This window comes from Burkholderia sp. PU8-34, from assembly GCF_053427725.1.
In genome coordinates this window covers 70042-95991 of sequence record NZ_JBSAXC010000010.1, presented here as the reverse complement: position 1 = coordinate 95991, position 25950 = coordinate 70042, and the positions used below count along the sequence as shown (strand labels likewise).

Sequence of the window (25950 nt, the reverse complement as noted above, 5' to 3'; positions counted from 1 at the left end):
GATACGTCATTCGTGGCGTCCCCAATTTCTGAATGCGAGCCCGATCGATGACCAAAAGTCTGACGAAAATGTGGGTGAGCGGCATGAAACGCATGCTGTCCCCTTCGGCCAAACGCGCGACACGCGATGCCCAGCGCATGACGCGCGATGTGATCGACGCTGCCGCCGCGTCGCCTGCTGCTGCCGATCTGTCACCTTCACCGGTGCGCGAGTCGCGGGTGCGGCCGCGCGCGGCCGCGTGGGCGGCCGGCCAGTGGACGCGCGGCGAACATCCGATGGCGCCCGCGATCGGCCGCCTCGTCCAGCATCTGTCCTATGGCCTTTACGTGCCGCACGGTCGCCGGCGTGCGAGGATGCCGCTCGTCGTGATGCTGCATGGCTGCACGCAGACCGTCGACGAATTCGTGCAGGGCACCCGGATGAACCTGCTGGCCGACCAGCATGGGTTCGCGGTGCTGTATCCGGAACAGTCGATGCGTGCGCACGCGCATGGCTGCTGGCACTGGTACGAAGACACCGAGCGCGCAGGCCGTGGCGAGGCGCACGCGGTCGCGTCGCTCGTCGACACGCTGGTCGATGAGCACGGCTTCGACGCGTCGCGCGTCTATGTCGCGGGATTGTCGGCCGGCGCGGGCCTCGCGTCGCTGCTCGCGCTGCATTTCCCGGACCGCTTCGCGGCGGTCGCGCTGCACTCGGGGCCTGCGCTCGGTGAAGCCCATTCGGGCATCACCGCGATGGACGTGATGCGGCGCGGCTTGCGTCAGAACCCGGCCGAGGCCGTCGACGCGCTGATCGGCGCCGACGCATATCCCGGCATGCCCACGCTGATCGTGCATGGCGACGGCGATCACGTCGTCGCGCCGAAGAATGCCGACCAGCTCGCGGTGCAGTTCCTGCGCCTGAACGGGATGGCGGACAGCCACGGCGCGCTGCGCGGCGGCGAGCGCGTCGAGGCGCGCGATGGGGGCGCGCAGATCTGCGATTACCGCCGCGACGGCGAGTCGGTCGTGCGTCTCTGCCACGTGAAGGGGCTCGACCACGCGTGGGCGGGCGGCGACGAAGCGGTACCTTTCCACTCCGCGCTTGGCCCGGACGCGAGCGCAATGATCTGGTCCTTTTTCGAAGCGAATCGTCGCGCTGTGGCGGCGGAACGACGCACGGTCTGATTGTGTGCTGGCAAGGGGCTAGGGTTTTCCCTATAATACGGGAAAACACCTAGTCAAAAACCCTTGGATTTGCGAGATCGATCATGTACCTGCTGAGCCACCTCTTCCTGATGCTGACCAAGAACGCCGAGCAGGCCGCGAAAGAGCGTGCCGAGGCGTACCTGTCCGAAGCAACCGACATCTACGATCTCGAATTCCGGATGCGCAAGATCGATCGCGAAGCGGCGATGAATCGCCCGTATTCGTTCGGCGCGCGTTAAACGCCATCGGGCGGGCCGGCTGGTCCGCCGATCCGGCAGATCACGCAAAAGAAGGGCGTGTGCGGCAATGGGCCGCACGCGCCCTTTTTGCATTCGCGGCGCAGGTCGCGTCAGACCACCGTCAGCCGTACCGGCACGTTGTTGCGGGTCGCATTCGAGTACGGACATACCTGGTGCGCCTTCTCGACGAGCGCTTGCGCGGCGTCCTTGTCGAGGCCCGGCAGCGACACGCGCAGTTCGACGTCGAGCGCGAAGCCGCCCGCGTCGTTCGGACCGATGCCGACTTCGGCCGTGACCTGCGTATCGGCCGGGATCGCCTGCTTGCTCTGGCCGGCGACGAATTTCATCGCGCTCAGGAAGCACGCCGAGTAACCTGCAGCAAACAGTTGCTCCGGATTCGTGCCTTCCGCGCCCGTGCCGCCCAGTTCGCGCGGCGCTGCGAGCTTTACTTCCAGCTTGTTGTCTGCGGATACCGCGCGGCCGTCGCGGCCGCCCGTGCTCGTTGCGCTCGTCTTGTACAGAATGTTCATGGTGCAGCTCCTGTCGGAAAGGTGGGAAGCGGTCCGGTCGGGCGGGATGCCGCCGGCCACGGACAAAATATAGAACACAAATCATTAGTGTGCAAAGTAAATTTTTAAAAAAATGCCCGGGCTTGCCGGGCAGGTCGAACGATCAGCGGTCAGCGGTCGTCGTCGGCCGCCAGCGCGTCGCGTAGCTGCTTCAGGTCTGCGCGCAGCCGGATCAGGAACTCCGGTGTCTGACGCATTGCGCAGAACAGGTCGGCGGGCACCGAGCGCGCGTTGTCCTTCAGCTTGCGCCCGTCTGCGGTCAGGCGCACGTTCACGACGCGCTCGTCGGTCGCGCTGCGCACCCGTTCGACGTAGCCGAGCGCTTCCAGCCGCTTCATCAGCGGCGTGACCGTGGCCGGGTCGAGATCGAGCCGGGCGGCGATGTCCTTGACCGCGATGTCGTCGCGTTCCCACAGCACGAGCATCGCGAGATATTGGGGATAGGTGAGGGACAGCTTGTCGAGCAGCGGCTTGTACGCTTTCGTCATCGCGTGCGAAGTCGAATAGAGCGCGAAGCACAATTGCTCGTCGAGCGTCTGGGGCAGGAGGGGCAGGCGATCCATGATTCGAGGTGCGCACTGTTGGCGCAAACAATTTGCATGCAAATGATTTTGCGCGCAAACGATTCGATTGAACAGTGGCGGCCGGCGGGGTGGGGCCGGCAAGGCGAGGCCGGCGACATGGTGTCGGCAAGGTGCGGCCGGCGGCGTGCGCCGGCCGGCACGGATCAGCGGCCCGACGACGGCTTCGTCGGTGCTTCCGGTTCCTGCACGCCGAAGCAGCCGCGATAGGTCGCGTAGAACGAGCAGTACAGCATCGTGACGATGATGATCGTCACCGGCATCATGATCGTCAGCGCGTATGCGCCGGCGCCGAGTGCTTGCAGCAGCAGCGACAGCATGAGCGACGTGCCGAGCGCGACGCCGAACCAGAGCAGGCCGTACACAGTGAACGCGCCGCGGTTGCGCCAGCAGCTGACGATACTGAAGAACAGCGCCTTCGCGGGCGGAATGTCGTGCCACGCGGTGAGCACCGGCGCGAACCAGAACAGCATCGAGACCGGCACGTAGAGCAGGGTCGCGAAGAGCAGCGCGCCGAGCGTGCCCTGCGCGGCGAGCGTTTCCGGCGTCGGGCTCGTGTCGGTCGTCGCACCCATCATGGCGTGGAACAGCGCTCCGCCGTCGATCACCGACGACGCAGCGAACACGATCACCATCGACACGACGTAGATCACGCCAAGCACGAGCAGCCGCTGGGTCGCGACGTGGCCGTACGAGCGGAAGCCGTCGACGAGAATCGTCGGCATCACCGGCTTGCCGGCGACCGTATCGCGGCACGCGGCCATGAAGCCGACCGCGATGCCCGGGATGAACAGCAGCGGCAGCGCCGCGCCGATCACCGGCACCATCGACACCAGCGTGATCGCCAGCAGGTACGTGAAGAACAGCGTGATGAACGCGAGCGGGTTCCGGCGGAACAGCCAGATGCCTTGTCGGAACCAGACGTAGCCCGTCTTTGCGGGCACTTCGATCAGTTGCATGCGGTTTGGGTCTCGGGAAGCGCGGGCGTATGCGCGATACGCTCACGCAGGATGCGTTCGAAATGGCCGGGATCGTGCGGCTTCAGCATTTCGGCTGCACGGGGCAGGTAGTAGTCGTACAGGCGCGATACCCAGAAGCGGTACGCGCCGGCGCGCAGCATGTCGCTCCAGTGACGCCGCTCTTCCGCGGTGAACGGACGGACAGTCTGGTAGGCGCGCAGCAGCGCATCGGCGCGCGCGGGGTCGAGCGCGCCCGTCGCGAGGTCGACGCACCAGTCGTTGACGGTCACCGCGACGTCGAACAGCCACTTGTCGCAGCCCGCGAAATAGAAATCGAAGAAGCCGCCGAGCCGCACGCGGTGGCCCGTGTCGGGCGCTGCGTGCGCAAACAGCGCATTGTCGCGGAACAGGTCGCAGTGGCAAGGCCCGCCGGGCAGCGCCGCGTAGTCGGCGGACCCGAAGAAGTGCGCCTGATGGGCGAGTTCGCCTTCGAGCAGCGTGAGCTGCCCGGGCGTCACGAACGGCGCGATGGCCGGCACGTTCTCCTGCCACCACGGGAGGCTGCGCAGGTTCGGCTGGACACGCGGGTAGTCGCGGCCGGCGAGGTGCATGCGTGCGAGCATCTGCCCGACCTCGATGCAGTGCTCGATACCGGGGGCGAGTTCGGCTGCGCCGTCGAGCTTCGTGACGATCGCGGCCGGCTTGCCGTGCAGCTCGCCGAACAGTGCGCCGTCGTCGCGCGGGATCGGGTCCGGCACCGGCACGCCGTGCGCGGCGAGGTGGCGCATCAGGTCGAGATAGAACGGCAGTTGTTCGGCCGTCAGCTTTTCGAAGATCGTGAGGACGTATTCGCCACGCGTCGTCGTCAGGAAGAAGTTGCTGTTCTCGATGCCGGACGGAATGCCGCGGAACGCGACGACGTCGCCCAGCGCGTAGTGGCGCATCCAGTGCGCGAGATCGGAGTCGGAAACAGCGGTGAATACGGCCATGCGAGATGCGTCAGGTCAGGTTGGCGGGCACGCGCGTCGCGTGCGTCGCGAAAAAGGGATGCGGGAAGAGCCGGCGCGCCGCGGCCGTGGCCGGCGCAGCGCGGGCGATGGGTCAGTAGTGCAGGTTGACCGACGGCAGGCGCGTGATCGGGACGCCCGCGTCATGCGGCTTCGGCGACGTGTCCGGCGACGCGCTCATCTGGTAGCGGGTGCCGAAATTCGACTTCACGTCGATCTCGACCGGCTTGCCGCGGTCGCGGTATTCGGTGACTTCGGTGCCGTTCTTGCTGACCGTGTGGAAGCTCGGGGTGCGGCGGATGTCGCTGAAATCGACCTTGGACGAGACTTCGGCGCCGGGCCGATTGATCTTCCGGAGATCCGGCAGGCCGGCGGCCTCGTTGGCTTCGGCCTGGGCCTGCGCGTCGGCGCTCGGCGTGCCGCCGGCGGCATGGGCGACGCTGGCGACGGCGAATGCGGCGGCAGCGGCGACGAGAATGAGCGGCTTCATTGTGACTCTCCCAATTAACCGTTCAATTTTAGCAAATACTGCGCGTCGCCCGGCCGCTTGCTTGCAGGGGACGACCGGCAGCTTGACAAGGTTCCGTGGTAATGTCATCTGATCAGACGAGGTGATGAAAATGAAGAACGATTTGAGCCGCAGACACCGGATGCTGACCCCGGAAAATCCGCCGGTCGAAGGATTCGACGACCCGATCGCCGCCGTCGCGCGGCTGTCTGCCATCTACGAGGCCAACGCCGGTTTCCTGCGCGACGCATTCGCGCGCTATCGACGCCACGAACCGATCACCGAGCACGTGCGCGCGTGCTATCCGTTCGTGCGGGTCCGCACGGAAGTCAACACGCACGTCGATTCACGCCGCTCGTACGGCTTCGTCGCCGGCCCCGGCGTGTTCGAGACGACGGTGACCCGGCCCGATCTCTTCGCCAACTACTATCGCGAGCAGCTGCGGCTGCTTGCGAAGAACCACCAGGTGAAGATCGAAGTCGGCGTGTCGTCGCAGCCGATTCCGATCCACTTCGCGTTCCCTGAAGGCATCCATCTCGAAGGCGAGCTCGACCGCGACAGCCTGCTCGCGATGCGCGACGTTTTCGACACGCCCGATCTGTCGTATCTCGACGACCGCATCGTCAACGGCACGTTCGAGCCGGCGCCGGGCGAGCCGCACCCGCTCGCGCTGTTCACGGCCGCGCGGGTCGACTTCTCGCTGCACCGGCTGCGCCACTACACCGCGACGTCGCCGACGCATTTCCAGAACTACGTGCTCTATACGAACTACCAGTTCTACATCGACGAGTTCGTGAAGCTCGGCCGCATGATGATGACGGAAAGCGACGATCCCGACGTGCGCGCGTACCGCAGCGAGTACAGCGCGTTCGTCGAGCCGGGCGACGTCGTCACGTACAACGAGAACCTCGGCAGCGAGCCGTCGGAAGGCTCGGCGCCGCCGCGCCTGCCGCAGATGCCCGCGTATCACCTGAAGCGCGCGGACGGCAGCGGGATCACGATGGTCAATATCGGCGTCGGCCCGTCGAACGCGAAGACGATCACCGATCACATCGCGGTGCTGCGGCCGCATGCATGGGTGATGCTCGGCCACTGCGCGGGCCTGCGCAACACGCAGCGCCTCGGCGACTACGTGCTCGCGCACGGCTATGTGCGCGAGGATCACGTGCTCGACGCCGACCTGCCGCTGTGGGTGCCGATCCCGGCGCTCGCCGAAGTGCAGCTCGCGCTCGAGCGCGCGGTCGCGGACGTCACACAGCTCGACGGTGCGGAACTGAAGCGCGTGATGCGGACCGGCACGGTCGCGAGCGTCGACAACCGCAACTGGGAGCTGCGCGACCACCGCGAGCCCGTGCAGCGGCTGTCGCAAAGCCGGGCGATCGCGCTCGACATGGAAAGCGCGACGATTGCCGCGAACGGCTTCCGCTTCCGCGTGCCGTACGGCACGCTGCTGTGCGTGTCGGACAAGCCGCTGCACGGCGAGCTGAAGCTGCCAGGGATGGCCGACCAGTTCTATCGCGGGCAGGTCGATCAACATCTGCAGATCGGCGTGAGGGCGATGGAGATCCTGCGGACCAACGGGCTCGACAAGCTGCATAGTCGCAAGCTGCGGAGCTTTGCGGAAGTGGCGTTCCAGTAACGGCACGCCCACGGTTCCCGCAACGACAAAGGCCGCCCGCGAACCTGCGTTCGCGGGCGGCCTTTTCATTGAGGCTCCGGGCGCGAGCGCCCGGACGTCAGTTGCTCAGCACTCGCCTTTCTTCGCGTGTCCCGGCGGGCAGTGGTAGCCGCCGTGCCCGCGATGGCGCTGATAGTCTTCCCACTCGCGGCGTTCCCAGTAGCGGCGGCCGTCCCAGTAGCGGTCGCCGTGCCAGCCGATGATGACGGCGGGCGCGGGCGCGACCACGACGGGCGCAGGCGCCGGCGCGACGATGACCGGCGCGGGCGTGCCGATGTTCACGTCGACGTTCACGGCATGGGCGAGGCCGGACAGCGAGAGGCCGGCGCTGGCGAATGCAAGGGCGATCAGTGAGCGTTTCATGTTGTTTTCCCGAGTGGTGTGAGGGGCGGGCGCGTCGATGCGGGGCGGGCAAGGCTGCGGGCCCGTTCCGTGCCGCAACGCGGCGCTGCTGGAGCGCAGTGTGCCGTTGTGCGGGCTGGAATGCGAGCGGGTTTTGTTACTGCAGATTGGCGGGGGCGGTGACGGCGCAGGGCCACATCGTGTGCACCGATTTGACAAAGTCGCATTGCATGCACGCATTTGCCGTGGCGCAGCATGCATGGAACGGCGGCCGGATTTGACGTTTTCACGCCGGCAGTCTTAACGCAGCGTTACAAAATGCAGCCGGTCGCGCGCGGCCGGCGGTGTTGCGGCAGCGTGTCCGCGACGCGCTGCCCGCATTGGGGCGATGCATGCCCGGACCTCGCGCAGCGGGCCCGGGCCGCGCGACTTACAGGTAGAACATCCGGTCTTCTTCCGGACGCGGCGGTTGCTCTTCTTCGCCTTCTTCCTCGCCGCTGTCCTCGTAGAACGCGAGCACCGCGTCGAGCACCTGGTCGGGTTCGTCGATCACCTTCATCAGGTCCATGTCTTCCGGATTGATGAGGCCCATCGGGATCAACTGGTCGCGGAACCACTGCAGCAGTCCCTGCCAGAACGTGCTGCCGACGAGGATGATCGGCACGAGGCGCGATTTCTTCGTCTGGATCAGCGTGAGCACTTCGGACAGCTCGTCGAGCGTGCCGAAGCCGCCCGGCATCACGATCACGGCGTCGGAGTTCTTCACGAACGTGACCTTGCGCGTGAAGAAGTGGCGGAAGCGCAGCGAGATGTCCTGGTAGTGGTTGCCGGCCTGCTCGTGCGGCAGCTCGATGTTGAGGCCGACCGACGGCGCCTTGCCTGCATGCGCGCCCTTGTTCGCGGCTTCCATGATGCCGGGACCGCCGCCGGAGATCACCGCGAAGCCGGCGTCCGACAGCTTGCGCGCGATCTGCACCGCGAGTTTGTAGTTCGGCGTATCGGGTTTCAGACGGGCAGAACCGTAGATGCTGACAGCCGGGCGGATCTCCGACAGGTACTCGGTCGCCTCGATAAACTCTGCCATAATCGTGAACATCTGCCACGATGCGCGCGCCTTCTTGGCCGTCGCGCGTTCTTGATCTGCGAGCGAACGCAGACTCGGAATCACTTTTCTCTTGTTCATAATGCCTGAAGAACGAAATCTGGAAGGTAAGACCCTGCTATTGGTTGACGGTTCGAGCTATCTGTATCGGGCTTACCATGCGATGCCTGATTTGCGTGGCCCTGGCGGGGAGCCGACCGGAGCGCTCTACGGAATCATCAACATGCTGCGCCGTATGCGCAAGGAAGTCAGTGCAGAGTATAGCGCTTGCGTGTTCGATGCAAAGGGCAAGACGTTCCGCGATGACCTCTATGCCGACTATAAGGCAAACCGTCCGTCGATGCCGCCCGATCTCGCGTTGCAGGTCGAACCGATCCACGGTGCCGTGCGCGCGCTCGGCTGGCCGCTGCTGATGGTCGAGGGCGTCGAGGCCGACGATGTGATCGGCACGCTTGCGCGCGAAGCGGAGCGGCGGGGCATGAACGTGGTCGTGTCGACGGGCGACAAGGACCTGGCGCAGCTCGTGACCGATCACGTCACGCTCGTCAACACGATGACCAACGAGACGCTCGACCGCGACGGCGTGGTCGCGAAATTCGGCGTGCCGCCCGAGCGGATCATCGACTATCTCGCGCTGATCGGCGACACCGTCGACAACGTGCCGGGCGTCGAGAAGTGCGGGCCGAAGACGGCCGTGAAATGGCTGAGCCAGTACGACAGCCTCGACGGCGTCGTCGCGCACGCGGGCGAGATCAAGGGCGTCGTCGGCGACAACCTGCGCCGCGCGCTCGACTTCCTGCCGCTCGGCCGCACGCTCGTGACCGTCGAGACGGCCTGCGATCTCGCGCCGCATCTCGAATCGATCGAAGCGTCGCTGAAGACCGACGGCGAAGCGCGCGACCTGCTGCGCGACATCTTCGCGCGCTACGGCTTCAAGACGTGGCTGCGCGAGATCGACAGCGCGCTCGCGGAAGGCGGCGGCGCCGACGCGCCGGACGGCGAGCCGGCGCAAGTAGTGGCGGCGGCCGTCACGCGCGAATACGACACGATCCAGACCTGGGCGCAGTTCGACGCGTGGTTCGCGAAGATCGACGCAGCCGCACTGACGGCATTCGATACCGAAACGACGTCGCTCGACCCGATGGCCGCGCGCCTCGTCGGCCTGTCGTTCTCGGTCGAGCCGGGCAAGGCTGCCTACCTGCCGGTCGCGCACCGCGGCCCCGACCTGCCGGAACAGCTGCCGCTCGACGAGGTGCTCGCGCGGCTGAAGCCGTGGCTCGAATCGACCGATCGCAAGAAGGTCGGCCAGCACCTGAAGTACGACGCACAGGTGCTTGCGAACTACGGGATCGAACTGAACGGCATCGAGCACGACACGCTGCTCGAATCGTACGTGCTCGAGTCGCACCGCACGCACGACATGGACAGCCTCGCGCTGCGTCATCTGGGCGTCAAGACGATCAAGTATGAGGATGTCGCGGGCAAGGGCGCGAAGCAGATCGGCTTCGACGAAGTGGCGCTCGCGCAGGCCGCCGAATACGCGGCCGAAGACGCGGACATCACGCTGCAGCTCCATCACGCGCTGTACCCGCAGGTCGCGCGCGAACCGGGCCTCGAACGCGTGTATCGCGAGATCGAGATGCCGGTGTCGCGCGTGCTGCGCAAGATGGAGCGCACGGGCGTGCTGATCGATAACGAACGCCTGCAGGCGCAGAGCACCGAAATCGCGACGCGGCTCGTCGAGCTGGAAGCGCAGGCGTACGAATTGGCGGGCGGCGAGTTCAACCTCGGCTCGCCGAAGCAGATCGGCCAGATCTTCTTCGAGAAGCTGGAGTTGCCGGTCGTGAAGAAGACGCCGAGCGGCGCGCCGTCGACCGACGAAGAGGTGTTGCAGAAGCTGGCCGAGGATTACCCGCTGCCGAAGCTGCTGCTCGAGCACCGCGGGCTGTCGAAGCTGAAGTCGACCTACACCGACAAGCTGCCGCGGATGGTCAATCCGGAAACGGGGCGCGTGCACACGAACTATGCACAGGCGGTCGCGGTCACGGGCCGCCTCGCGTCGAACGACCCCAATCTTCAGAACATTCCGGTGCGCACGGCCGAAGGCCGGCGGATCCGCGAGGCGTTCATCGCGCAGCCGGGCCACCGGATCGTGTCGGCCGACTATTCGCAGATCGAACTGCGCATCATGGCGCACATCTCGGGCGACGCGTCGCTGCTGCGCGCGTTCTCGCACGGCGAGGACATCCACCGCGCGACGGCGGCCGAAGTGTTCGGCGTGACGCCGCTCGAAGTCAATACCGACCAGCGCCGGATCGCGAAGGTGATCAACTTCGGGCTGATCTACGGGATGAGCGCGTTCGGCCTCGCGTCGAACCTCGGCATCACGCGCGACGCGGCGAAGCTGTACATCGACCGCTATTTCGCACGCTACCCGGGCGTCGCGCAATACATGGTGGACACACGCGAGGTCGCGAAGGAAAAGGGCTTCGTCGAAACCGTTTTCGGCCGCCGTCTGTGGCTGCCCGAGATCAACGGCGGCAACGGCCCGCGCCGCCAGGCGGCGGAGCGTGCGGCGATCAATGCGCCGATGCAGGGCACCGCGGCCGACCTGATCAAGCTGTCGATGATCGCGGTCGACGGCTGGCTCACGCGCGACGGGCTCGCGTCGCGGATGATCATGCAGGTGCACGATGAACTGGTGCTGGAAGTCCCCGACGGCGAACTGTCGCTGGTCCGCGAAAAGCTGCCGGAGATGATGTGCGGCGTCGCGAAGCTCAAGGTGCCGCTCGTCGCCGAAGTGGGCGCCGGTGCGAACTGGGAAGAGGCGCACTGACCGACACCGATACACGTTCCCCGTGACCTGCGACATATTGTTGCAGCGATGTCACTTATCGAGCTGGTTTGCTTGTCGTCAATACGCAAGCTCCCGGACAATGGATGTCGAACATGTCCCGATGGCGACGTGTACGGCATGTCGCCACTCCGGGGGCGAGCGCCTTGAGGTCGTTCGAACTGCACATCGATGATGTTCGAACTGGTTCGCCAAGGCGCGGCTGTCATTCGGCGGCTGCGATTCGTATCGTGCGGCTGCGACCGGTTTTGAATCGCAAGGGGGAATCGTATGCATCGGATCATCATCGTGGGCGGAGGCGCGGGCGGCCTGGAACTGGCGACGCGGCTCGGCGACCGTTACGGCGCGCGCGGCAGCCGTCCCGCGCGCGCGCTCGTGACGCTCGTCGATCGCAATCCGACACACATCTGGAAGCCGCTGCTGCATGAAGTCGCCGCAGGCAGCATGGATCCGTTCACGCAGGAGCTCGAATATGCGGCGCAGGCGCGCTGGCACGGCTTCGAGTTCCAGCAGGGCGAACTGGTCGAGCTCGATCGCACGGCGAAGCGCATCACGCTGTCGCCCGTCAACGACAGCGACGGCGCGGAGCTGCTGCCGCAACGCACGCTCGACTACGACACGCTGGTGATCGCGATCGGCAGCACCACGCACTTCTTCGGCGTGCAGGGCGCGCAGGAGAATGCGATCGCGCTCGATACGGTCGCGGAAGCCGAGCGCTTCCGCAAGCGGCTGATCGCCGCGTGCATGCGCGCCGAACATCAGAGCCCCGCGCCGGTCGATGCGTTGGCCGATCCGCCGGGTGATGCGCCTGCGCCCGCGGAGCCGCGCATCCAGGTTGCGATCGTCGGCGGCGGCGCGACGGGCGTCGAGCTGTCGGCGGAGTTGCGCAATACCGCGCAGGTGCTGTCCGCGTATGGCTTGCACAAGCTCGATCCGCGGCACGACGTCGGCATCGTGCTGATCGAATCGGGGCCGCGGATTCTGCCGGCGCTGCAGGAGCGCGTGTCGTCCGCGACAGCCGAACTGCTCGAAAAGCTCGGTGTGCGGCTGATGCTGGGCGAGCGCGTGACCGAAGTGGCGCCGGGCGTCGTGCGCACCGCGAGCGGCAAGGCGGTGCGCGCAGACCTGACGGTCTGGGCGGCCGGCATCAAGGCGCCGCCCGTGCTCGCGAATCTCGACGGCCTCCAGGTCAACAAGCTCGGCCAGCTCGACGTGCGCCGCACGCTGCAGACCTTCACCGACGACAACGTGTTCGCGCTCGGCGATTGCGCGGCATGCGCATGGCCCGGCAACGAGCGCAATGTGCCGCCGCGCGCGCAGGCCGCGCACCAGCAGGCGAACTTCCTGCTGAAGGCGATCGGATGCCGGCTCGACGGGCGTCCGCTGCCCGAGTTCACGTATCGCGATTTGGGCTCGCTCGTGTCGCTCGGTCACTTCAGCGCGGTCGGCAACCTGATGGGCGGGCTGATCGGCGGCAACATGCTGATCGAAGGCCTGTTCGCGCGTTTCATGTACATGTCGCTGTACCGGCTGCACGTCGCGGCGCTGCACGGCTACCCGCGAATGATGCTCGACACCGTCGCGCACTGGCTGCGGCGGACGACGCTGCCGCGCGTGAAGCTGCACTGACGGCAGGCACGAGTGCGCGGGCAAGGCGGGCGGCGCGCGTGCGTCGCGCGGATGTCCCGCCCGTGAGAGCGTGTCAAGCCGATCCCCGCCTGGCGGATGACGCCGGGCGGGGATATTTCATTCGGGAGGCCGTCGTGACGTCGTCCCGCTGCTTGTGCAGGATTGTGCAGGATGCCTGACGTTCGCGAACCGATCTCTGCCGCGCATCGCGTTTCGTTTCGCCGCCGCATACGCGACTGCATGCACGTGCATGCTCGACGATCGATGTGTGCATCGCTGTGCAATGCGCATGCAGAAGGCGGCACACGCAGTCGTCGTGCGGCAAGGGACGCCCTGTCGTAATCGAGTCTTACACTTCTGACAGTTGACGAGACAACGGATCATTGGGCATCTTGTGCAAGTTTCCGTTTGCGGCGGCGTGCCGACCGCCGCAACGTCACGCGCCGCGAACCGGCGCGACGCGCCGTCATGTCGTACCCGTGTTGGTGACGGCGGCGCCCAATCGAGGAGTGCATCCATGTTGAAACCCGAAGTCGACAGCCTGGTTCCCCACGTTCCATTCTCGCGCCGCAAGTTCATGCAGGCTGCGCTCGGCGGCACCTTCGCGGCGGCGGTGCTGCCCGTGTCGGCGCAGACGATCACGACCGACAGTGCCGGACTTGACGCGGGCACCATCGAGATCCGCTCGGGCGATGCGAGCGTGCCGGCCTATCGCGCCCAGCCGGCGGACAAGACCAACCTGCCGGTCGTGATCGTGATCCACGAGATCTTCGCCGTGCATGCGCACATTGCCGACGTGTGCCGCCGCTTCGCGAAGCTCGGCTACCTTGCCATTGCGCCCGACCTGTTCGCGCGTCAGGGCGACGTGTCGAAATATCCGACGATCAAGGAGCTCGACGAGCACGTCGTCAGCAAGGTGCCTGACCGGCAGGTAATCGAAGATCTCGATGCGACCGTCGCGTGGGCAGGCAAGAACGGCGGCGACCTGGGGCGCGTCGGCGTGGCGGGGTTCTGCTGGGGCGGGCGTCAGACGTGGTTGTACGCGGAACACAATCCGCACGTGCGCGCGGCGGTCGCGTGGTACGGGTTCGTCGAGGGCAAGACCGACGAGATGACGCCGTTCAATCCGGTCGATCGCGCGTCGACGCTGAAGGTGCCGGTGCTCGGCCTGTACGGTGCGAAGGACAAGAACATCACGCAGGCGTCGCTCGCGGACATGCGCGAGAAGATCCAGACGAGCGACTCGACGCTCGCGCGCGAGTCGGAGTTCGTCGTGTACCCGGATGCCGGTCATGCGTTCTTCGCCGACTACCGGCCGAGCTACGTGAAGGCCGACGCCGAGGATAGCTGGAAGCGCGCGCTCGCGTGGTTCCACAAGTACGGCGTGATGTAAACGGAACGCGGCGGCCTGGGCCGCCGCTTTGTCGCCGCTACGCTCGCCGAATTACGGATTCGGGCCGGTCGCGACCGGCCGCGACGGATCCGCGCACCACTCGCTCCATGAGCCGGGATAGAGCGATGCCCCGTGCAGGCCCGCGATTTCCATCGCGAGCGCGTTGTGACAGGCGGTCACGCCCGAGCCGCACTGCAGGATCGCGAGATTCGGCTCGACGCCGGCAAGTACTGTGGAAAACGCCTCGCGTAGTTCGTGGCCGCTCTTGAAGCGGCCGTCCGCAGCGAGGTTATCCTTGAAGAAGCGGTTGCGCGCGCCCGGAATGTGGCCGCCGACCGGATCGATCGTTTCATTTTCGCCGCGATAGCGGTCCGCCGCGCGTGCGTCGATCACGACGCGCGCATGCGACGTCACGTTCGCAAGTACGGCTTGCGCGTCGACGGTTGATTCGAGCGGCGCCTGCGCGCGGAAATCGCCGCGCGACACGTGCAGCACTTCGGGCGTCAGTGTGTGGCCCGCGGCTTCCCATGCCTGCAGCCCGCCGTCGAGTATCGCGACCGAGTCATGTCCGAGCCAGCGCAGCAGCCACCACAGCCGCGCCGCATACGAACCGCCTTGCGCGTCGTAGGCGATGACCTGCTGTCCCTGCTTGAGCCCGCGATCGGCGAGCATCGATACGAGCGCGTCGCGCGACGGCAGCGGATGGCGGCCGTTGGTGCCGGTCTTTCGGCCCGACAGGTCGCGGTCGAGGTGCAGGTACTGTGCGCCGGGAATGTGGCCGGCCGCATAGGCGGCTTCGCCCGCGCCGGTGTCTGCGAGATCGAAGCGGCAGTCGAACAGCGCGACGCCGCCGGGTGCGGCCGCGAGCAGCTCGGCGAGGTTGGCAGCGGAGATGAGCGTGGTGTAATGGGTATGTGTCATGACGGCTCCCTGGGGTGCAAACGGCCTGATGTTCTAAGTCTAAACAAAAAAAGACGGGCCGCAGCCCGTCTTTTCGTCATGCATCGCGATGCGGAAACCGCATGCCGGCGTCAGATGTCGCCGAGGTGGCGGCGCAGGAACTCGTGGAAGTGCTGCATGCCGTCTTCCATCGGGCTCTGGTATGGGCCGACCTGCGACTCGCCGCGGTTCATCAGCGCGAGGCGCCCGGCGTCCATGCGCATGGCAATCTCGTCGTCCTCGACGGCCGTCTCCATGTAGGCTGCACGTTCCGCCTCGACGAACTCGCGCTCGAACAGCGCGATTTCCTCGGGATAATAGAACTCGACGATGTTGGTCGTTTTCTGCGGCCCGCGCGGAATCAGCCACGACACGACAAGCACGTGCGGATACCACTCGATCATCAGGCCCGGGTAGTAGACCATCCAGATCGCACCGAACTCCGGCGGCACGCCATTGCGGAACTTCAGCACCTGCTCGTGCCACTTCTTGTACGTCGCGCTGCCCGGTTTCGCGAGCGCGTTGTGCACGCCGACCGTCTGCACGCTGTACCAGTCGCCGAACTCCCACTTGAGATCGTCGCACGACACGAAGCTGCCGAGGCCCGGGTGGAACGGGACGACGTGGTAATCCTCGAGATAGACCTCGATGAACGTCTTCCAGTTGTAGTCGCACTCGTGGACTTCGACGTGATCGAACAGGTACTCGGAGAAATCGAAGTGATGCTTCGTGCCGAGGTACGCGAGATCGCGCGCAACGTCGCGGCCCTCCGCCTCGAACAGCAGCCCCTGCCAGTTCTGCAGCGGCGACTTGCCGAGGTTCAGGCAAGGCTTGTCCGGGAAGTGCGGTGCACCGAGCAGCTGGCCTTCCAGGTCGTACGTCCAGCGGTGCAGCGGACACACGATGTTCTGCGTGTGGCCGCGTCCGTTGAGCATGATCGCCTGCCGGTGGCGGCAGACGTTCGACAGCAGTTCGACCTGGTTCGCCGGGTTGCGGACCAGCACGCGGCCTTCCTTCTCGGAGGGCAGCGCAAAATAATCCCCCGCCTCGGGCACCATCAAATCGTGCCCGACGTAGCGAGGTCCTTTCTTGAAGAGAGCTTCGATTTCGCGCGCGAGGAGCGCCTCATCGAAGTAAGCAGTGACTGGAAGCTGGCTATGAGCCGACTTCAACTGAAGCGCATCGCTCAGATTGGACATTCCCACTCCCGGTGATAGCGTGAAAGCAGTGAACAACCCAACCATCGAAAAATCGATTTAGGGAAACGCGGAATTATACCCGGATCGCTGAGCAAGGCTAGGATTAAGTGCCTGATTTGTGTCAATTTTTTGTCGGACAGGCCCCCGAAGGTGGATAATTTGTGTCAAAGATGGGGCCGGAGCGCATGCCGGGCGTGCAGGTCGTGCCCCAAGTCGTGCCAAGTCATCAGATCGGAAAATTCGCTTTTGCCGTAGAATGTCCGACTTGTTTTGAAATTTGACACCTCGTCCATGGCGAAAACCGCATCCCCAGGCGCCACGCCGCCCGGCAACGGCACCGAACCGTTGCCGGACAATTATGAGATGGCGCTCGCGGAGCTCGAGGCGCTCGTTGCCCGGATGGAAGGCGGCGCGTTGAGTCTCGAGGATTCGCTCGCGGCGTATCGCCGCGGCGCGGCACTCGTTGCGTTTTGCCAACAGCAGCTCGAGAAGGTGGAGCAGCAGGTGCGCGTGCTCGACGGCGCGACCCTGAAGCCGCTTTCGGCCGGAACGGCCGCCACGGACGGCGAAGACGACGATCTATGACATTCGAACAATGGATGCGGTCCGTGCTTGACCGTGTCGAGGACGCACTCGGCCACTATCTGCCGGCTGAAACTGTGGTGCCCGCGCAACTCCACGAAGCAATGCGCTACGCGGTCCTCGGGGGCGGCAAACGCGTGCGCCCGCTGCTGTGCCATGCAGCGGGCGAACTGACCGGTGCGACGGAGGCGGCGCGCAATGCCGCGGCGGTGGCGCTGGAGATGATCCACGTCTATTCGCTCGTGCATGACGACATGCCGTGCATGGACGACGACGCGCTGCGGCGCGGCAAGCCGACCGTGCACGTGAAGTACGACGAGCCGACCGCGCTGCTGGTCGGCGACGCGCTGCAGTCGCAGGCGTTCGTCGCGCTGACGGATGCCGACGCGCTCGCACCGATACAACAGGCTGCGCTCGTGCGCGAGCTGGCGCTCGCGAGCGGCTCGCTCGGGATGGCCGGCGGCCAGGCGATCGATCTGGCGAGCGTCGGCCTGAAGCTGACGCGCGAACAGCTCGAGACGATGCACCGGATGAAGACGGGCGCGCTGTTGCGCGCCGCCGTGCGGATGGGCGCGCTCGCGGGCGAGACGCCGTCGGCGGACACGATGGCCGCGCTCGACGTCTATGCGGCTGCGGTGGGGCTCGCGTTCCAGGTCGTCGACGACATCCTCGACGTCACGACCGATTCGGCCACGCTCGGCAAGACGGCCGGCAAGGATGCCGCGAACGACAAGCCGACCTACGTGTCGATTCTCGGTCTCGACGCGTCGCGCGAGCTGGCCGCCCAGCTGCGTGCCGATGCGCATGCCGCGCTGCAACCGTTCGGCGCACGCGCGCTGCGTCTCGCCGAACTTGCCGACCTGGTGGTGAACCGGGTCAGCTGACGCGCAAGCCCGCCACCGCGCACACGCTACGCTACGGGTGTGTGCAACAGAATGCGGGCGCGTTTGATTTCCTACAATGGAACGACGATGTACGACTTGCTGAAAACTATCGACGATCCGGCCGACCTGCGCCGTCTTGATCGCCGTCAACTGCAACCGCTCGCCGACGAGCTGCGCGCGTTCGTGCTCGACAGCGTGTCGAAGACGGGCGGCCACTTGTCGTCCAACCTCGGGACGGTCGAGCTGACGATCGCGTTGCACTACGTGTTCAACACGCCGAACGACCGCATCGTCTGGGATGTGGGTCACCAGACCTATCCGCACAAGATCCTGACGGGCCGCCGCGACCAGATGCAGACGCTGCGCCAGTTCGACGGCATCTCGGGCTTCCCGCGCCGCGACGAGTCCGAGTACGACACGTTCGGCACTGCCCATTCGAGCACGTCGATCTCGGCCGCGCTCGGCATGGCGATCGGCAGCCAGCTGAACGGCGACGACCGCTTCTCGATCGCGGTGATCGGTGACGGCGCGATGACGGCCGGCATGGCGTTCGAGGCGATGAACAACGCCGGCGTGTCCGAGGACGCGAAGCTGCTCGTGATCCTCAACGACAACGACATGTCGATCTCGCCGCCGGTCGGCGCGCTGAACCGCCACCTCGCACGCCTGATGTCGGGCCGCTTCTATGCGGCTGCCCGCGCGGGCGTCGAGCGCGTGCTGAGCGTTGCGCCGCCGGTGCTCGAACTCGCACGCAAGCTCGAGGAGCATGCGAAGGGCATGGTCGTGCCCGCGACGCTGTTCGAGGAGTTCGGCTTCAACTACATCGGCCCGATCGACGGCCACGATCTCGATTCGCTGATCCCGACGCTGCAGAACATCAAGGAGTTGCGCGGTCCGCAATTCCTGCACGTGGTGACGAAGAAAGGCCAGGGCTACAAGCTCGCCGAGGCCGATCCGGTGCTCTACCACGGCCCGGGCAAGTTCAATCCGGCCGAAGGCATCAAGCCGTCGGCGACGCCCGCGAAGAAGACCTACACGCAAGTGTTCGGCGAATGGCTGTGCGACGAGGCGGAACGCGATTCGCGCGTCGTCGGCATCACGCCCGCGATGCGCGAAGGCTCCGGCATGGTCGAGTTCGAAAAGCGCTTCAAGGATCGCTACTACGACGTCGGCATCGCCGAGCAGCATGCGGTGACGTTCGCGGGCGGCCTCGCGACCGAGGGGCTGAAGCCCGTCGTCGCGATCTACTCGACGTTCCTGCAGCGCGGGTATGACCAGCTGATCCATGACGTCGCGCTGCAGAACCTGCCGGTCGTGTTCGCGATCGACCGTGCGGGCCTCGTCGGCGCCGACGGTGCGACGCACGCAGGCGCCTACGATCTCGCGTTCATGCGCTGCATTCCGAACATGACGATCATGGCGGCATCCGACGAGAACGAATGCCGTCAGATGCTGCACACCGCGCTGCAGCAGCCGAACCCGACCGCGGTGCGCTATCCGCGCGGCGCGGGCGCCGGCGTGCCGACGGTGAAGGAATTCACCGAGATTCCGCTCGGCAAGGGCGAGGTGCGCCGCCGCACGTCGCAGCCGGAAGGCAAGCGCATTGCGATCCTCGCGTTCGGCACGATGGTGGCGCCGTCGCTGGCTGCGGCCGAGGAGCTCGATGCGACCGTCGCGAACATGCGCTTCGTGAAGCCGGTCGACGCCGAGCTCGTGCGCGAGCTGGCCGAGACGCACGACTACATCGTCACGGCCGAGGAAGGCTGCGTGATGGGTGGCGCGGGTTCCGCATGCGTGGAAGCCCTGATGGAGTGTGGGGTTATCCGACCCGTACTACAATTGGGCCTCCCTGACCGCTTCATCGATCACGGTGACCCCGCGAAGCTGCTGTCGCTGTGCGGCCTCGACGGCGCGGGCATCGCGAAATCGATTCGCGAACGCTTCCTGAATCCGGCGGCTGCCGTCGCCGGTCAGGCCAAGCGCGTCGCGTAAGCCGACGCCGCCAGACGGCGGTGTCGACGCGACTGGCGCAACCCGGTCTTTTATTGATGCGGAAAACATGGGCCTGCGGGCCCATGTTGTTTTTCCGGCATGCCGCTTGCGGCGGCGCGTGAAGTCGAGCGCGCGGCTTATAAGGATTGAACAAGATGAACCAGATGAATCCCGCCTTCGTGATGCCCGACGTGCAGAGCACGGTGGATACCCGTCAGATTCCGATTCAGCGCGTGGGCGTGAAGGCGGTCCGGCATCCGTTGACGGTGCGCACCGAAGCCGGTGACGTGCAACCGAGCGTCGGCCTCTGGAATCTCGATGTCCATCTGCCCGCCGACCAGAAGGGCACGCACATGTCGCGCTTCGTTGCGCTGCTCGAGGAACATCGCGCACCGCTGACGACCGAGCTGTTCCGTACGATGCTCGCATCGATGCTGGCGAAGCTCGAGGCCGAAGCGGGGCGTATCGAAGTGACGTTCCCGTATTTCGTAAACAAGACGGCGCCGGTGTCGGGCGTCCAGAGTCTGCTGGACTACGAAGTGACGCTCGCGGGCGAAAGTCGCGGCGGCGCGACGCGCCTGTTCATGAAGGTGCTGGTGCCGGTCACGAGCCTGTGCCCGTGCTCGAAGAAGATCTCGCAGTACGGTGCGCACAACCAGCGCTCGCACGTGACGATCGACGCCGAGCTGGCGGCTGACGTGCCGGTCGAGGCGCTGATCCGGATGGCCGAGGAAGAGGCATCGTGCGAGCTGTGGGGCCTGCTGAAGCGCCCGGACGAGAAGTTCGTGACCGAGCGCGCGTACGAGAATCCGAAGTTCGTCGAGGATCTCGTGCGCGACGTCGCGCAACGACTGGATCGCGACGAGCGCATCGTTGCGTACGTGCTCGAAGCCGAGAACTTCGAATCGATCCACAATCACAGCGCGTATGCGCTGATCGAGCGCGACAAGCGGCAGGCCGCGTAACGCGTCAGGCGCCGCGCGCGTCAGCAAAATGGCCGCTCGTTCGAGCGGCCATTTTTGTTTGGGCACGTCGCGCGCGACGCGGGGTGGTGCGCTCGGCGCTGCTCAGCGCGCGAGCGACGCGAGATCCCAGCGCGGTTTCACGGTGAACGCGTAGTCGGCGTTGGCCTGCTCCGGCCAGCGTGCGAGCCGCAGTGCGCCGGCGAGCGCGATCATCGCGCCGTTGTCCGTGCAGAGCGCGAGATCGGGGTAGTGCACGTCGAAGCCGCGCTTTTGCGCGGCGGCGGACAGCGCGGTGCGCAATTGCCGGTTCGCGCCGACGCCACCGGCGACGACGAGGCGCTTGAGCTTCGTCTTCTTCAGCGCCGCGAGCGATTTCGCGACGAGCACGTCGACGGCCGCGTCGACGAAGCCGCGTGCGAGGTCGGCCTTCGCGCGTTCAAGCGCGGCGCCAGACAGCTTTGCCGCTTCGAATTTCTTCATCTGCGTCAGCACGGCCGTCTTCAGCCCGCTGAAGCTGAAATCGAGATCGCCTGAGTGCAGCATCGGGCGCGGCAGCACGACCGCGCCCGGCGTGCCGGTTTCCGCGAGCTTCGACACTTCCGGCCCGCCCGGGTAGCCGAGGCCGATCAGCTTCGCGGTCTTGTCGAAGGCCTCGCCGGCCGCATCGTCGAGCGTCTCGCCGAGGGTTTCGTAGACGCCGACGTCGGTCACACGCATCAGCTGCGTGTGGCCGCCCGACACGAGCAGTGCGACGAACGGGAATGGCGGCGGCTCCGCGACGAGGAGCGGCGACAGCAGGTGGCCTTCGAGGTGATGGATGCCGACGGTCGGCTTGTTCCAGGCCAGCGCGAGCGCATTCGCGATGCTCGCGCCGACGAGCAGCGCGCCGGCAAGCCCCGGGCCTTGCGTGAACGCGATCGCGTCGATGTCCTCGCGCTGCATGCCGCTTTTTTCCATCACCTCCTCGAGCAACGGCAGCGCGCGGCGGATATGGTCGCGCGATGCGAGTTCGGGCACGACGCCGCCGTAGTCGCGGTGCATCGCGATCTGCGAGTGGAGCGCGTGCGCGAGCAGCCCGCGCTGCGTGTCATAGAGCGCAAGGCCGGTTTCGTCACAGGAGCTTTCGATGCCGAGAACGAGCATGATGTGGGGCAGGGCGTGCCGTGTTTCGGGCGACGCCGGAATGTCAACGTAACCGGAAAGTATAGCAGGCGCACGCGCGCCGCCGCTGGAGGCGGCGCGGGCCGGGTACAATCCGCGCCATGGAAACTTATGACATCGCCGTGATCGGCGCGGGCGCCGCCGGCATGATGAGCGCTGCGGTGGCCGGGCAACTCGGCCGCCGTGTGGTGCTGATCGACCATGCGCCGCGCCTCGCCGAGAAGATCCGCATCTCCGGCGGCGGCCGCTGCAACTTCACGAACCTGTACGCGGGCCCCGACAACTACCTGTCGGCCAATTCGCATTTCCCCCGTTCGGCGCTCGCGCGCTATACGCCGCGGGACTTCCTCGGGCTGCTCAAGCGCCATCACGTGACCTGGCACGAAAAACACAAGGGCCAGCTGTTCTGCGACCACGGCAGCGACGCGATCATCGACATGCTGAAAAGCGAATGCGACGCCGGCGGCATCGCGTGGCGCCGGCCGGTCGCGGTCGACGCGGTGCGCCACGTGCCGGCGGACGGCTTCACGCTCGACACGCAGGCGGGGCAGATCGCCGCGCGCGCGCTGATCATCGCGACGGGCGGCCTGTCGATCCCGAAGATCGGCGCGACCGACTTCGGCTACCGGATCGCGAAGCAGTTCGGCCACAAGCTCGTCGATACGCGGCCCGCGCTCGTGCCGCTGACCTTCGCGCAGCAAGACTGGGAGCCGTTCGCCGCGCTGTCGGGCGTGTCGCTCGAGGTGAGCGTGTCGACCGGTGACAAGAAGCGCGGCGGGGCCTTCATCGAGGACCTGCTGCTCACGCATCGCGGCCTGTCGGGGCCCGGCATCCTGCAGATTTCGAGCTACTGGCAGCCGGGCGAGCCGATTCGCGTCGACCTGCTGCCGCAGCGCGACGCGGTGGCCGACCTGCTCGAGGCCAAGCGCGGGTCGAAGCGCCAGATCGGCTCGCTGCTCGCGGACTGGGTGCCGTCGCGGCTCGCGCACGTGTGGCTCGACACGCATCGCGTGGCCGCCGATATGCGGCTTGCCGACCTGCCGGACAAGACGCTGCGCCAGATCGGCGAAGCGCTCGGTGGCTGGACGCTGACGCCGAACGGCACCGAGGGCTACAAGAAGGCCGAGGTGACGAAGGGCGGCGTGGATACGCGCGAGCTGTCGTCGGCGACGATGATGAGCGCGCGGGTGCCGGGGCTCTTCTTCGTCGGCGAGGCGGTGGACGTGACGGGCTGGCTCGGCGGCTACAACTTCCAGTGGGCATGGGCGTCCGGCGTGGCCGCCGGACAGGCCGCGGCCGAGTTTGCGCACGGCGCTTGACGCGCTAGTGTCTTTGTGAAAGGGTCTGCTATACTCAGTAACCTTTCCCTGCAAACCTTTTTATACGTGTCGGGTCATGACGATCATTCGCGTTAAAGAAAACGAGCCGTTTGAAGTTGCCATGCGTCGCTTCAAGCGCACGATCGAAAAGAACGGTCTGCTGACCGAGCTGCGTGCGCGGGAGTTCTACGAGAAGCCGACGGCGGAGCGCAAGCGCAAGAAGGCCGCAGCGGTGAAGCGACACTACAAGCGCATCCGCAGCCAGATGCTGCCGAAGAAGCTGTACTGAACGATGTTTGCGCCGCGCGGTTCGCTGAGCGGCGCACCGGCGGCTCCCGCGCGAGCTGCCGATGCCGGATTCGAGCAACCCGCTTGAGACAGTGTCCCAAGCGGGTTTTTGTGTTGACGCCCAACGGTAGGCGTCGGATTCACGTTTCCATTCCCGGGTGAAAGATGAGTTTGAAAGAGCAGATCAGCGAAGACATGAAGGCCGCGATGCGCGCAAAGGAAGCCGAGCGCCTTGCGACGATTCGCCTGCTGCTGGCCGCGATCAAGCAACGTGAGGTCGACGAGCAAATCACGCTCGACGATGCCGCGGTCACGGCCGTGATCGACAAGATGATCAAGCAGCGCAAGGATTCGATCAGCCAGTTCCAGGCCGCGGGCCGCGACGACCTGGTCGCGAAGGAGCAGGCCGAGGTGGACGTGCTGAGCGGCTATATGCCCGCACAGCTGTCGGAGGCCGAAGTGGCCGCCGAAGTCCAGGCCGCAGTTGCGCAAACCGGCGCAGCCGGTCCGCAGGACATGGGCAAGGTGATGGGCGTGCTCAAGGGCAAGCTCGCCGGCCGTGCCGACATGACCGCCGTCTCCGCGCTCGTCAAGGCCGCGCTGTCGAAGTAAACCCCGTGCCCGGCGTGCGCGTGCGTCGCGCGCGCCGGGGCGTTGCATCGTCTCTTTCCGTTCGATCCCCCGGTGATTCCGCATTCGTTCCTGCAGGACTTGCTGAACCGCGTCGATATCGTCGACGTGGTGGGCCGGTATGTGCAGCTCAAGAAGGGCGGCGCCAATTTCATGGGGCTGTGCCCGTTCCACAACGAGAAGAGCCCGTCATTCACGGTCAGCCCGACCAAGCAGTTCTACCACTGCTTCGGCTGCGGCGCGCACGGCACGGCGATCGGCTTCCTGATGGAGCATGCGGGGCTGACGTTCCCGGAAGCCGTGCAGGAACTCGCGCAGTCGGTCGGCCTGACGGTGCCGCACGAGCCGTCGCCGTTGCGTGGCGGCGGCGGAGGGGGCGGCGGCGATTATCCGGCGCCCGTATCCAGATCGGTCGCGACGGCGCTGTCCGACGTGATGTCCGCTGCATGCGACTACTACCGCAAGCAGCTGCGCGGCGCGCCGACCGCGATCCAGTATCTGAAGAAACGGGGTCTGACCGGCGAGGTTGCCGCCCGGTTCGGCCTCGGCTATGCGCCGGATGGCTGGCAGAACCTCGAAACGGCTTTTCCCGACTATCGGGACGAATCGCTGGTCGAGTCCGGGCTCGTGATCGTCAGCGAGAAGCCCGACGCGCAAGGCGTCGCGCGGCGCTACGATCGTTTCCGCGAACGGATCATGTTCCCGATCCGCAACGTGAAGGGGCAGGTGATCGGTTTCGGCGGCCGCGTGCTAGGCAGCGGCGAGCCGAAGTATTTGAATTCGCCGGAAACGCCGCTATTTAACAAGGGCAGCGAGCTGTACGGGCTGTTCGAGGCGCGGCTCGCGATTCGCGAGCGCAAGTATGTGCTCGTCGTCGAAGGCTACATGGACGTCGTCGCGCTTGCGCAGCTCGGCTTCCCGAACGCGGTTGCGACGCTCGGCACGGCCTGTACGCCGATTCACGTGCAGAAGCTGCTGCGGCAGACCGACACGGTGATTTTCAGCTTCGACGGTGATGCGGCCGGGCGGCGCGCGGCGCGGCGTGCGCTCGAGGCGTGCCTGCCGCATGCGGCGGACAACCGGACGATCCGGTTCCTTTTCCTGCCGGCCGAGCACGATCCGGACAGCTACGTGCGCGAATTCGGCGCCGATGCGTTTTCCGAGCAGGTCGAGCGTGCGATGCCTCTGTCGCAGTTCCTGCTGAACGAGGCGGTCGCCGGCAAGGCGCTCGACCAGCCGGAAGGCCGGGCGAAAGCGCTGTTCGACGCGAAGCCGATGCTGCAGGCGTTGCCTGCGAACGCGTTGCGCGCGCAGATCATGCACATGATCGCGGACCGCCTCGACATTCCGTTCGACGAGGTGGCGGGGCTGTCCGACGTCGATACGCAGATCGCCGTGCCGCCGCGGCAGGCGCCCGCGCGCAGCGAGCGGCGCCGCGTGACGGATACCGAGAAGCGTGCGTTGCGCAATCTCGTGATGCATCCGCGCATCGCGACGCAACTCGACGACGAGCAGGTTACGACGCTGCGGACGCTGCCGCGCATCGGGGAGCTGTTCGCGGAGGTCGTCGATCATGCGCGTGCGCTGGGCGACGGGGCGGAGTTCAGGTTGTTGTCGGATGTGCTGCGGACGTCCTCGAACGCCGCGACTTACGAGGAAATCTTCCGCGAAATTCTGGACTATGATGAAAACGTCCGCGATTTGCTGTTACAGAATCCGGACGACGAGGCGGTGGCCGAGCGGCAGCGCGAGCAGGAACGGATTGCAGGAGAGGAGCTTCAGGCGGCGGTGCTCAAGATGCGTTACGACGCATGTTGCGACCGGCTCGACCGGCTTTCGCGGCAATCCGCCTTTACCCCGGAGGAATTGGCCGAATTGACGGAATTGAACCAGCAGCGAGCCGACATGAAGCGCCGGCTCGGGCTGTAAGCGGCTGGGGCGCC

Annotated in this window: 24 protein-coding genes; 14 read left to right on the top strand and 10 right to left on the bottom strand. The window is 66.1% G+C overall.

All coding sequences use genetic code 11. From position 1 onward, the window contains the following. Positions 1–47 precede the first annotated feature (47 nt). Positions 48–1166: an extracellular catalytic domain type 1 short-chain-length polyhydroxyalkanoate depolymerase gene (locus tag ACV22Z_RS22970; RefSeq protein ID WP_448078567.1), complete on the top strand. Its 1119-nt coding sequence runs from the start codon at positions 48–50 to the stop codon at positions 1164–1166. 83 nt (positions 1167–1249) lie between these two features. Next, positions 1250–1426, top strand: a complete 177-nt coding sequence (locus tag ACV22Z_RS22965) for a DUF3563 family protein (RefSeq protein ID WP_006399432.1) — start codon at positions 1250–1252, stop codon at positions 1424–1426. Positions 1427–1536: 110 nt separating this feature from the next. On the opposite strand, the gene ACV22Z_RS22960 is transcribed toward ACV22Z_RS22965, so the two are convergent. The 5 genes from ACV22Z_RS22960 to ACV22Z_RS22940 form a co-directional block, all read right to left on the bottom strand. Continuing rightward, positions 1537–1956 carry an organic hydroperoxide resistance protein gene (locus ACV22Z_RS22960; protein WP_448078566.1) on the bottom strand — a complete coding sequence of 140 codons (420 nt, stop codon included), beginning with the start codon at positions 1954–1956 and terminating at the stop codon, positions 1537–1539. Between the two features lie 149 nt (positions 1957–2105). Then, positions 2106–2558 carry a MarR family winged helix-turn-helix transcriptional regulator gene (locus ACV22Z_RS22955; RefSeq protein ID WP_448078565.1) on the bottom strand — a complete coding sequence of 151 codons (453 nt, stop codon included), beginning with the start codon at positions 2556–2558 and terminating at the stop codon, positions 2106–2108. A 164-nt stretch (positions 2559–2722) separates the two neighbouring features. Continuing rightward, positions 2723–3535 (bottom strand): BPSS1780 family membrane protein, encoded by an 813-nt coding sequence (locus ACV22Z_RS22950; RefSeq protein ID WP_448078564.1) that lies wholly within the window; start codon positions 3533–3535, stop codon positions 2723–2725. Beyond that, positions 3526–4524, bottom strand: a complete 999-nt coding sequence (locus tag ACV22Z_RS22945) for a homoserine kinase (protein ID WP_448078563.1) — start codon at positions 4522–4524, stop codon at positions 3526–3528. The genes ACV22Z_RS22950 and ACV22Z_RS22945 overlap by 10 nt, the downstream gene beginning before the upstream one ends. Before the next feature lie 112 nt (positions 4525–4636). Beyond that, the gene (locus ACV22Z_RS22940) at positions 4637–5032 is read right to left on the bottom strand and encodes a hypothetical protein (RefSeq protein ID WP_448078562.1); all 396 of its coding nucleotides are present in this window, start codon (positions 5030–5032) and stop codon (positions 4637–4639) included. A gap of 130 nt (positions 5033–5162) precedes the next feature. Here ACV22Z_RS22940 and ACV22Z_RS22935 point away from each other — a divergent pair, with 130 nt between their 5' ends. After that, positions 5163–6689, top strand: coding sequence for an AMP nucleosidase (locus ACV22Z_RS22935; protein ID WP_448078561.1), 1527 nt, complete (start codon positions 5163–5165; stop codon positions 6687–6689). 105 nt (positions 6690–6794) lie between these two features. On the opposite strand, the gene ACV22Z_RS22930 is transcribed toward ACV22Z_RS22935, so the two are convergent. Together ACV22Z_RS22930 and ACV22Z_RS22925 are read right to left on the bottom strand one after the other, a co-directional pair. Then, positions 6795–7091, bottom strand: a complete 297-nt coding sequence (locus tag ACV22Z_RS22930) for a hypothetical protein (protein ID WP_448078560.1) — start codon at positions 7089–7091, stop codon at positions 6795–6797. A gap of 409 nt (positions 7092–7500) precedes the next feature. Beyond that, entirely contained in the window at positions 7501–8253 is a 753-nt protein-coding gene (locus tag ACV22Z_RS22925; protein ID WP_448078559.1) for an LOG family protein, read from the bottom strand. Between the two features lies 1 nt (position 8254). On the opposite strand from ACV22Z_RS22925, the gene polA reads away from it, so the two are divergent. The 3 genes from polA (at position 8255) to ACV22Z_RS22910 (ending at position 14048) form a co-directional block, all read left to right on the top strand. Then, entirely contained in the window at positions 8255–11008 is a 2754-nt protein-coding gene (gene polA, locus ACV22Z_RS22920) for a DNA polymerase I (protein ID WP_448078558.1), read from the top strand. 288 nt (positions 11009–11296) lie between these two features. Next, on the top strand, positions 11297–12655 hold the full coding sequence (locus ACV22Z_RS22915; protein WP_448078557.1) for an NAD(P)/FAD-dependent oxidoreductase: 1359 nt from the start codon (positions 11297–11299) through the stop codon (positions 12653–12655). A 517-nt stretch (positions 12656–13172) separates the two neighbouring features. Then, positions 13173–14048 (top strand): dienelactone hydrolase family protein, encoded by an 876-nt coding sequence (locus tag ACV22Z_RS22910; protein ID WP_448078556.1) that lies wholly within the window; start codon positions 13173–13175, stop codon positions 14046–14048. A gap of 51 nt (positions 14049–14099) precedes the next feature. On the opposite strand, the gene ACV22Z_RS22905 is transcribed toward ACV22Z_RS22910, so the two are convergent. Continuing rightward, entirely contained in the window at positions 14100–14969 is an 870-nt protein-coding gene (locus ACV22Z_RS22905) for a sulfurtransferase (protein ID WP_448078555.1), read from the bottom strand. A 110-nt stretch (positions 14970–15079) separates the two neighbouring features. After that, a complete protein-coding gene (locus tag ACV22Z_RS22900; RefSeq protein ID WP_448078554.1) occupies positions 15080–16186 on the bottom strand; it encodes an aromatic ring-hydroxylating oxygenase subunit alpha in 1107 nt (368 codons plus the stop codon). 291 nt (positions 16187–16477) lie between these two features. Here ACV22Z_RS22900 and ACV22Z_RS22895 point away from each other — a divergent pair, with 291 nt between their 5' ends. The 4 genes from ACV22Z_RS22895 to folE2 all read left to right on the top strand — a co-directional run bounded on the left by ACV22Z_RS22895 (position 16478) and on the right by folE2 (position 20609). Continuing rightward, complete coding sequence (locus tag ACV22Z_RS22895; protein ID WP_448078553.1) at positions 16478–16771, top strand: exodeoxyribonuclease VII small subunit; 294 nt, start codon at positions 16478–16480, stop codon at positions 16769–16771. Further along, entirely contained in the window at positions 16768–17652 is an 885-nt protein-coding gene (locus tag ACV22Z_RS22890; RefSeq protein ID WP_448078552.1) for a polyprenyl synthetase family protein, read from the top strand. Before ACV22Z_RS22895 ends, ACV22Z_RS22890 begins: the two co-directional genes overlap by 4 nt. 87 nt (positions 17653–17739) lie before the next feature. Next, the gene (gene dxs / locus ACV22Z_RS22885) at positions 17740–19644 is read left to right on the top strand and encodes a 1-deoxy-D-xylulose-5-phosphate synthase (protein ID WP_448078551.1); all 1905 of its coding nucleotides are present in this window, start codon (positions 17740–17742) and stop codon (positions 19642–19644) included. Positions 19645–19799: 155 nt separating this feature from the next. Further along, positions 19800–20609 carry a GTP cyclohydrolase FolE2 gene (gene folE2, locus ACV22Z_RS22880; RefSeq protein WP_448078550.1) on the top strand — a complete coding sequence of 270 codons (810 nt, stop codon included), beginning with the start codon at positions 19800–19802 and terminating at the stop codon, positions 20607–20609. 102 nt (positions 20610–20711) lie between these two features. Here the strand turns inward: folE2 and tsaD are convergent, their stop codons facing one another. Beyond that, positions 20712–21752: a tRNA (adenosine(37)-N6)-threonylcarbamoyltransferase complex transferase subunit TsaD gene (gene tsaD / locus ACV22Z_RS22875; RefSeq protein WP_448078549.1), complete on the bottom strand. Its 1041-nt coding sequence runs from the start codon at positions 21750–21752 to the stop codon at positions 20712–20714. A gap of 110 nt (positions 21753–21862) precedes the next feature. On the opposite strand from tsaD, the gene ACV22Z_RS22870 reads away from it, so the two are divergent. The 4 genes from ACV22Z_RS22870 (at position 21863) to dnaG (ending at position 25936) form a co-directional block, all read left to right on the top strand. Then, the gene (locus tag ACV22Z_RS22870) at positions 21863–23089 is read left to right on the top strand and encodes an NAD(P)/FAD-dependent oxidoreductase (protein ID WP_448078739.1); all 1227 of its coding nucleotides are present in this window, start codon (positions 21863–21865) and stop codon (positions 23087–23089) included. Between the two features lie 76 nt (positions 23090–23165). Next, complete coding sequence (gene rpsU / locus ACV22Z_RS22865; RefSeq protein WP_004190342.1) at positions 23166–23378, top strand: 30S ribosomal protein S21; 213 nt, start codon at positions 23166–23168, stop codon at positions 23376–23378. Between the two features lie 164 nt (positions 23379–23542). Further along, a complete protein-coding gene (locus ACV22Z_RS22860) occupies positions 23543–23989 on the top strand; it encodes a GatB/YqeY domain-containing protein (protein WP_448078548.1) in 447 nt (148 codons plus the stop codon). Positions 23990–24061: 72 nt separating this feature from the next. Beyond that, a complete protein-coding gene (dnaG, locus tag ACV22Z_RS22855; RefSeq protein WP_448078547.1) occupies positions 24062–25936 on the top strand; it encodes a DNA primase in 1875 nt (624 codons plus the stop codon). Positions 25937–25950 lie beyond the last annotated feature (14 nt).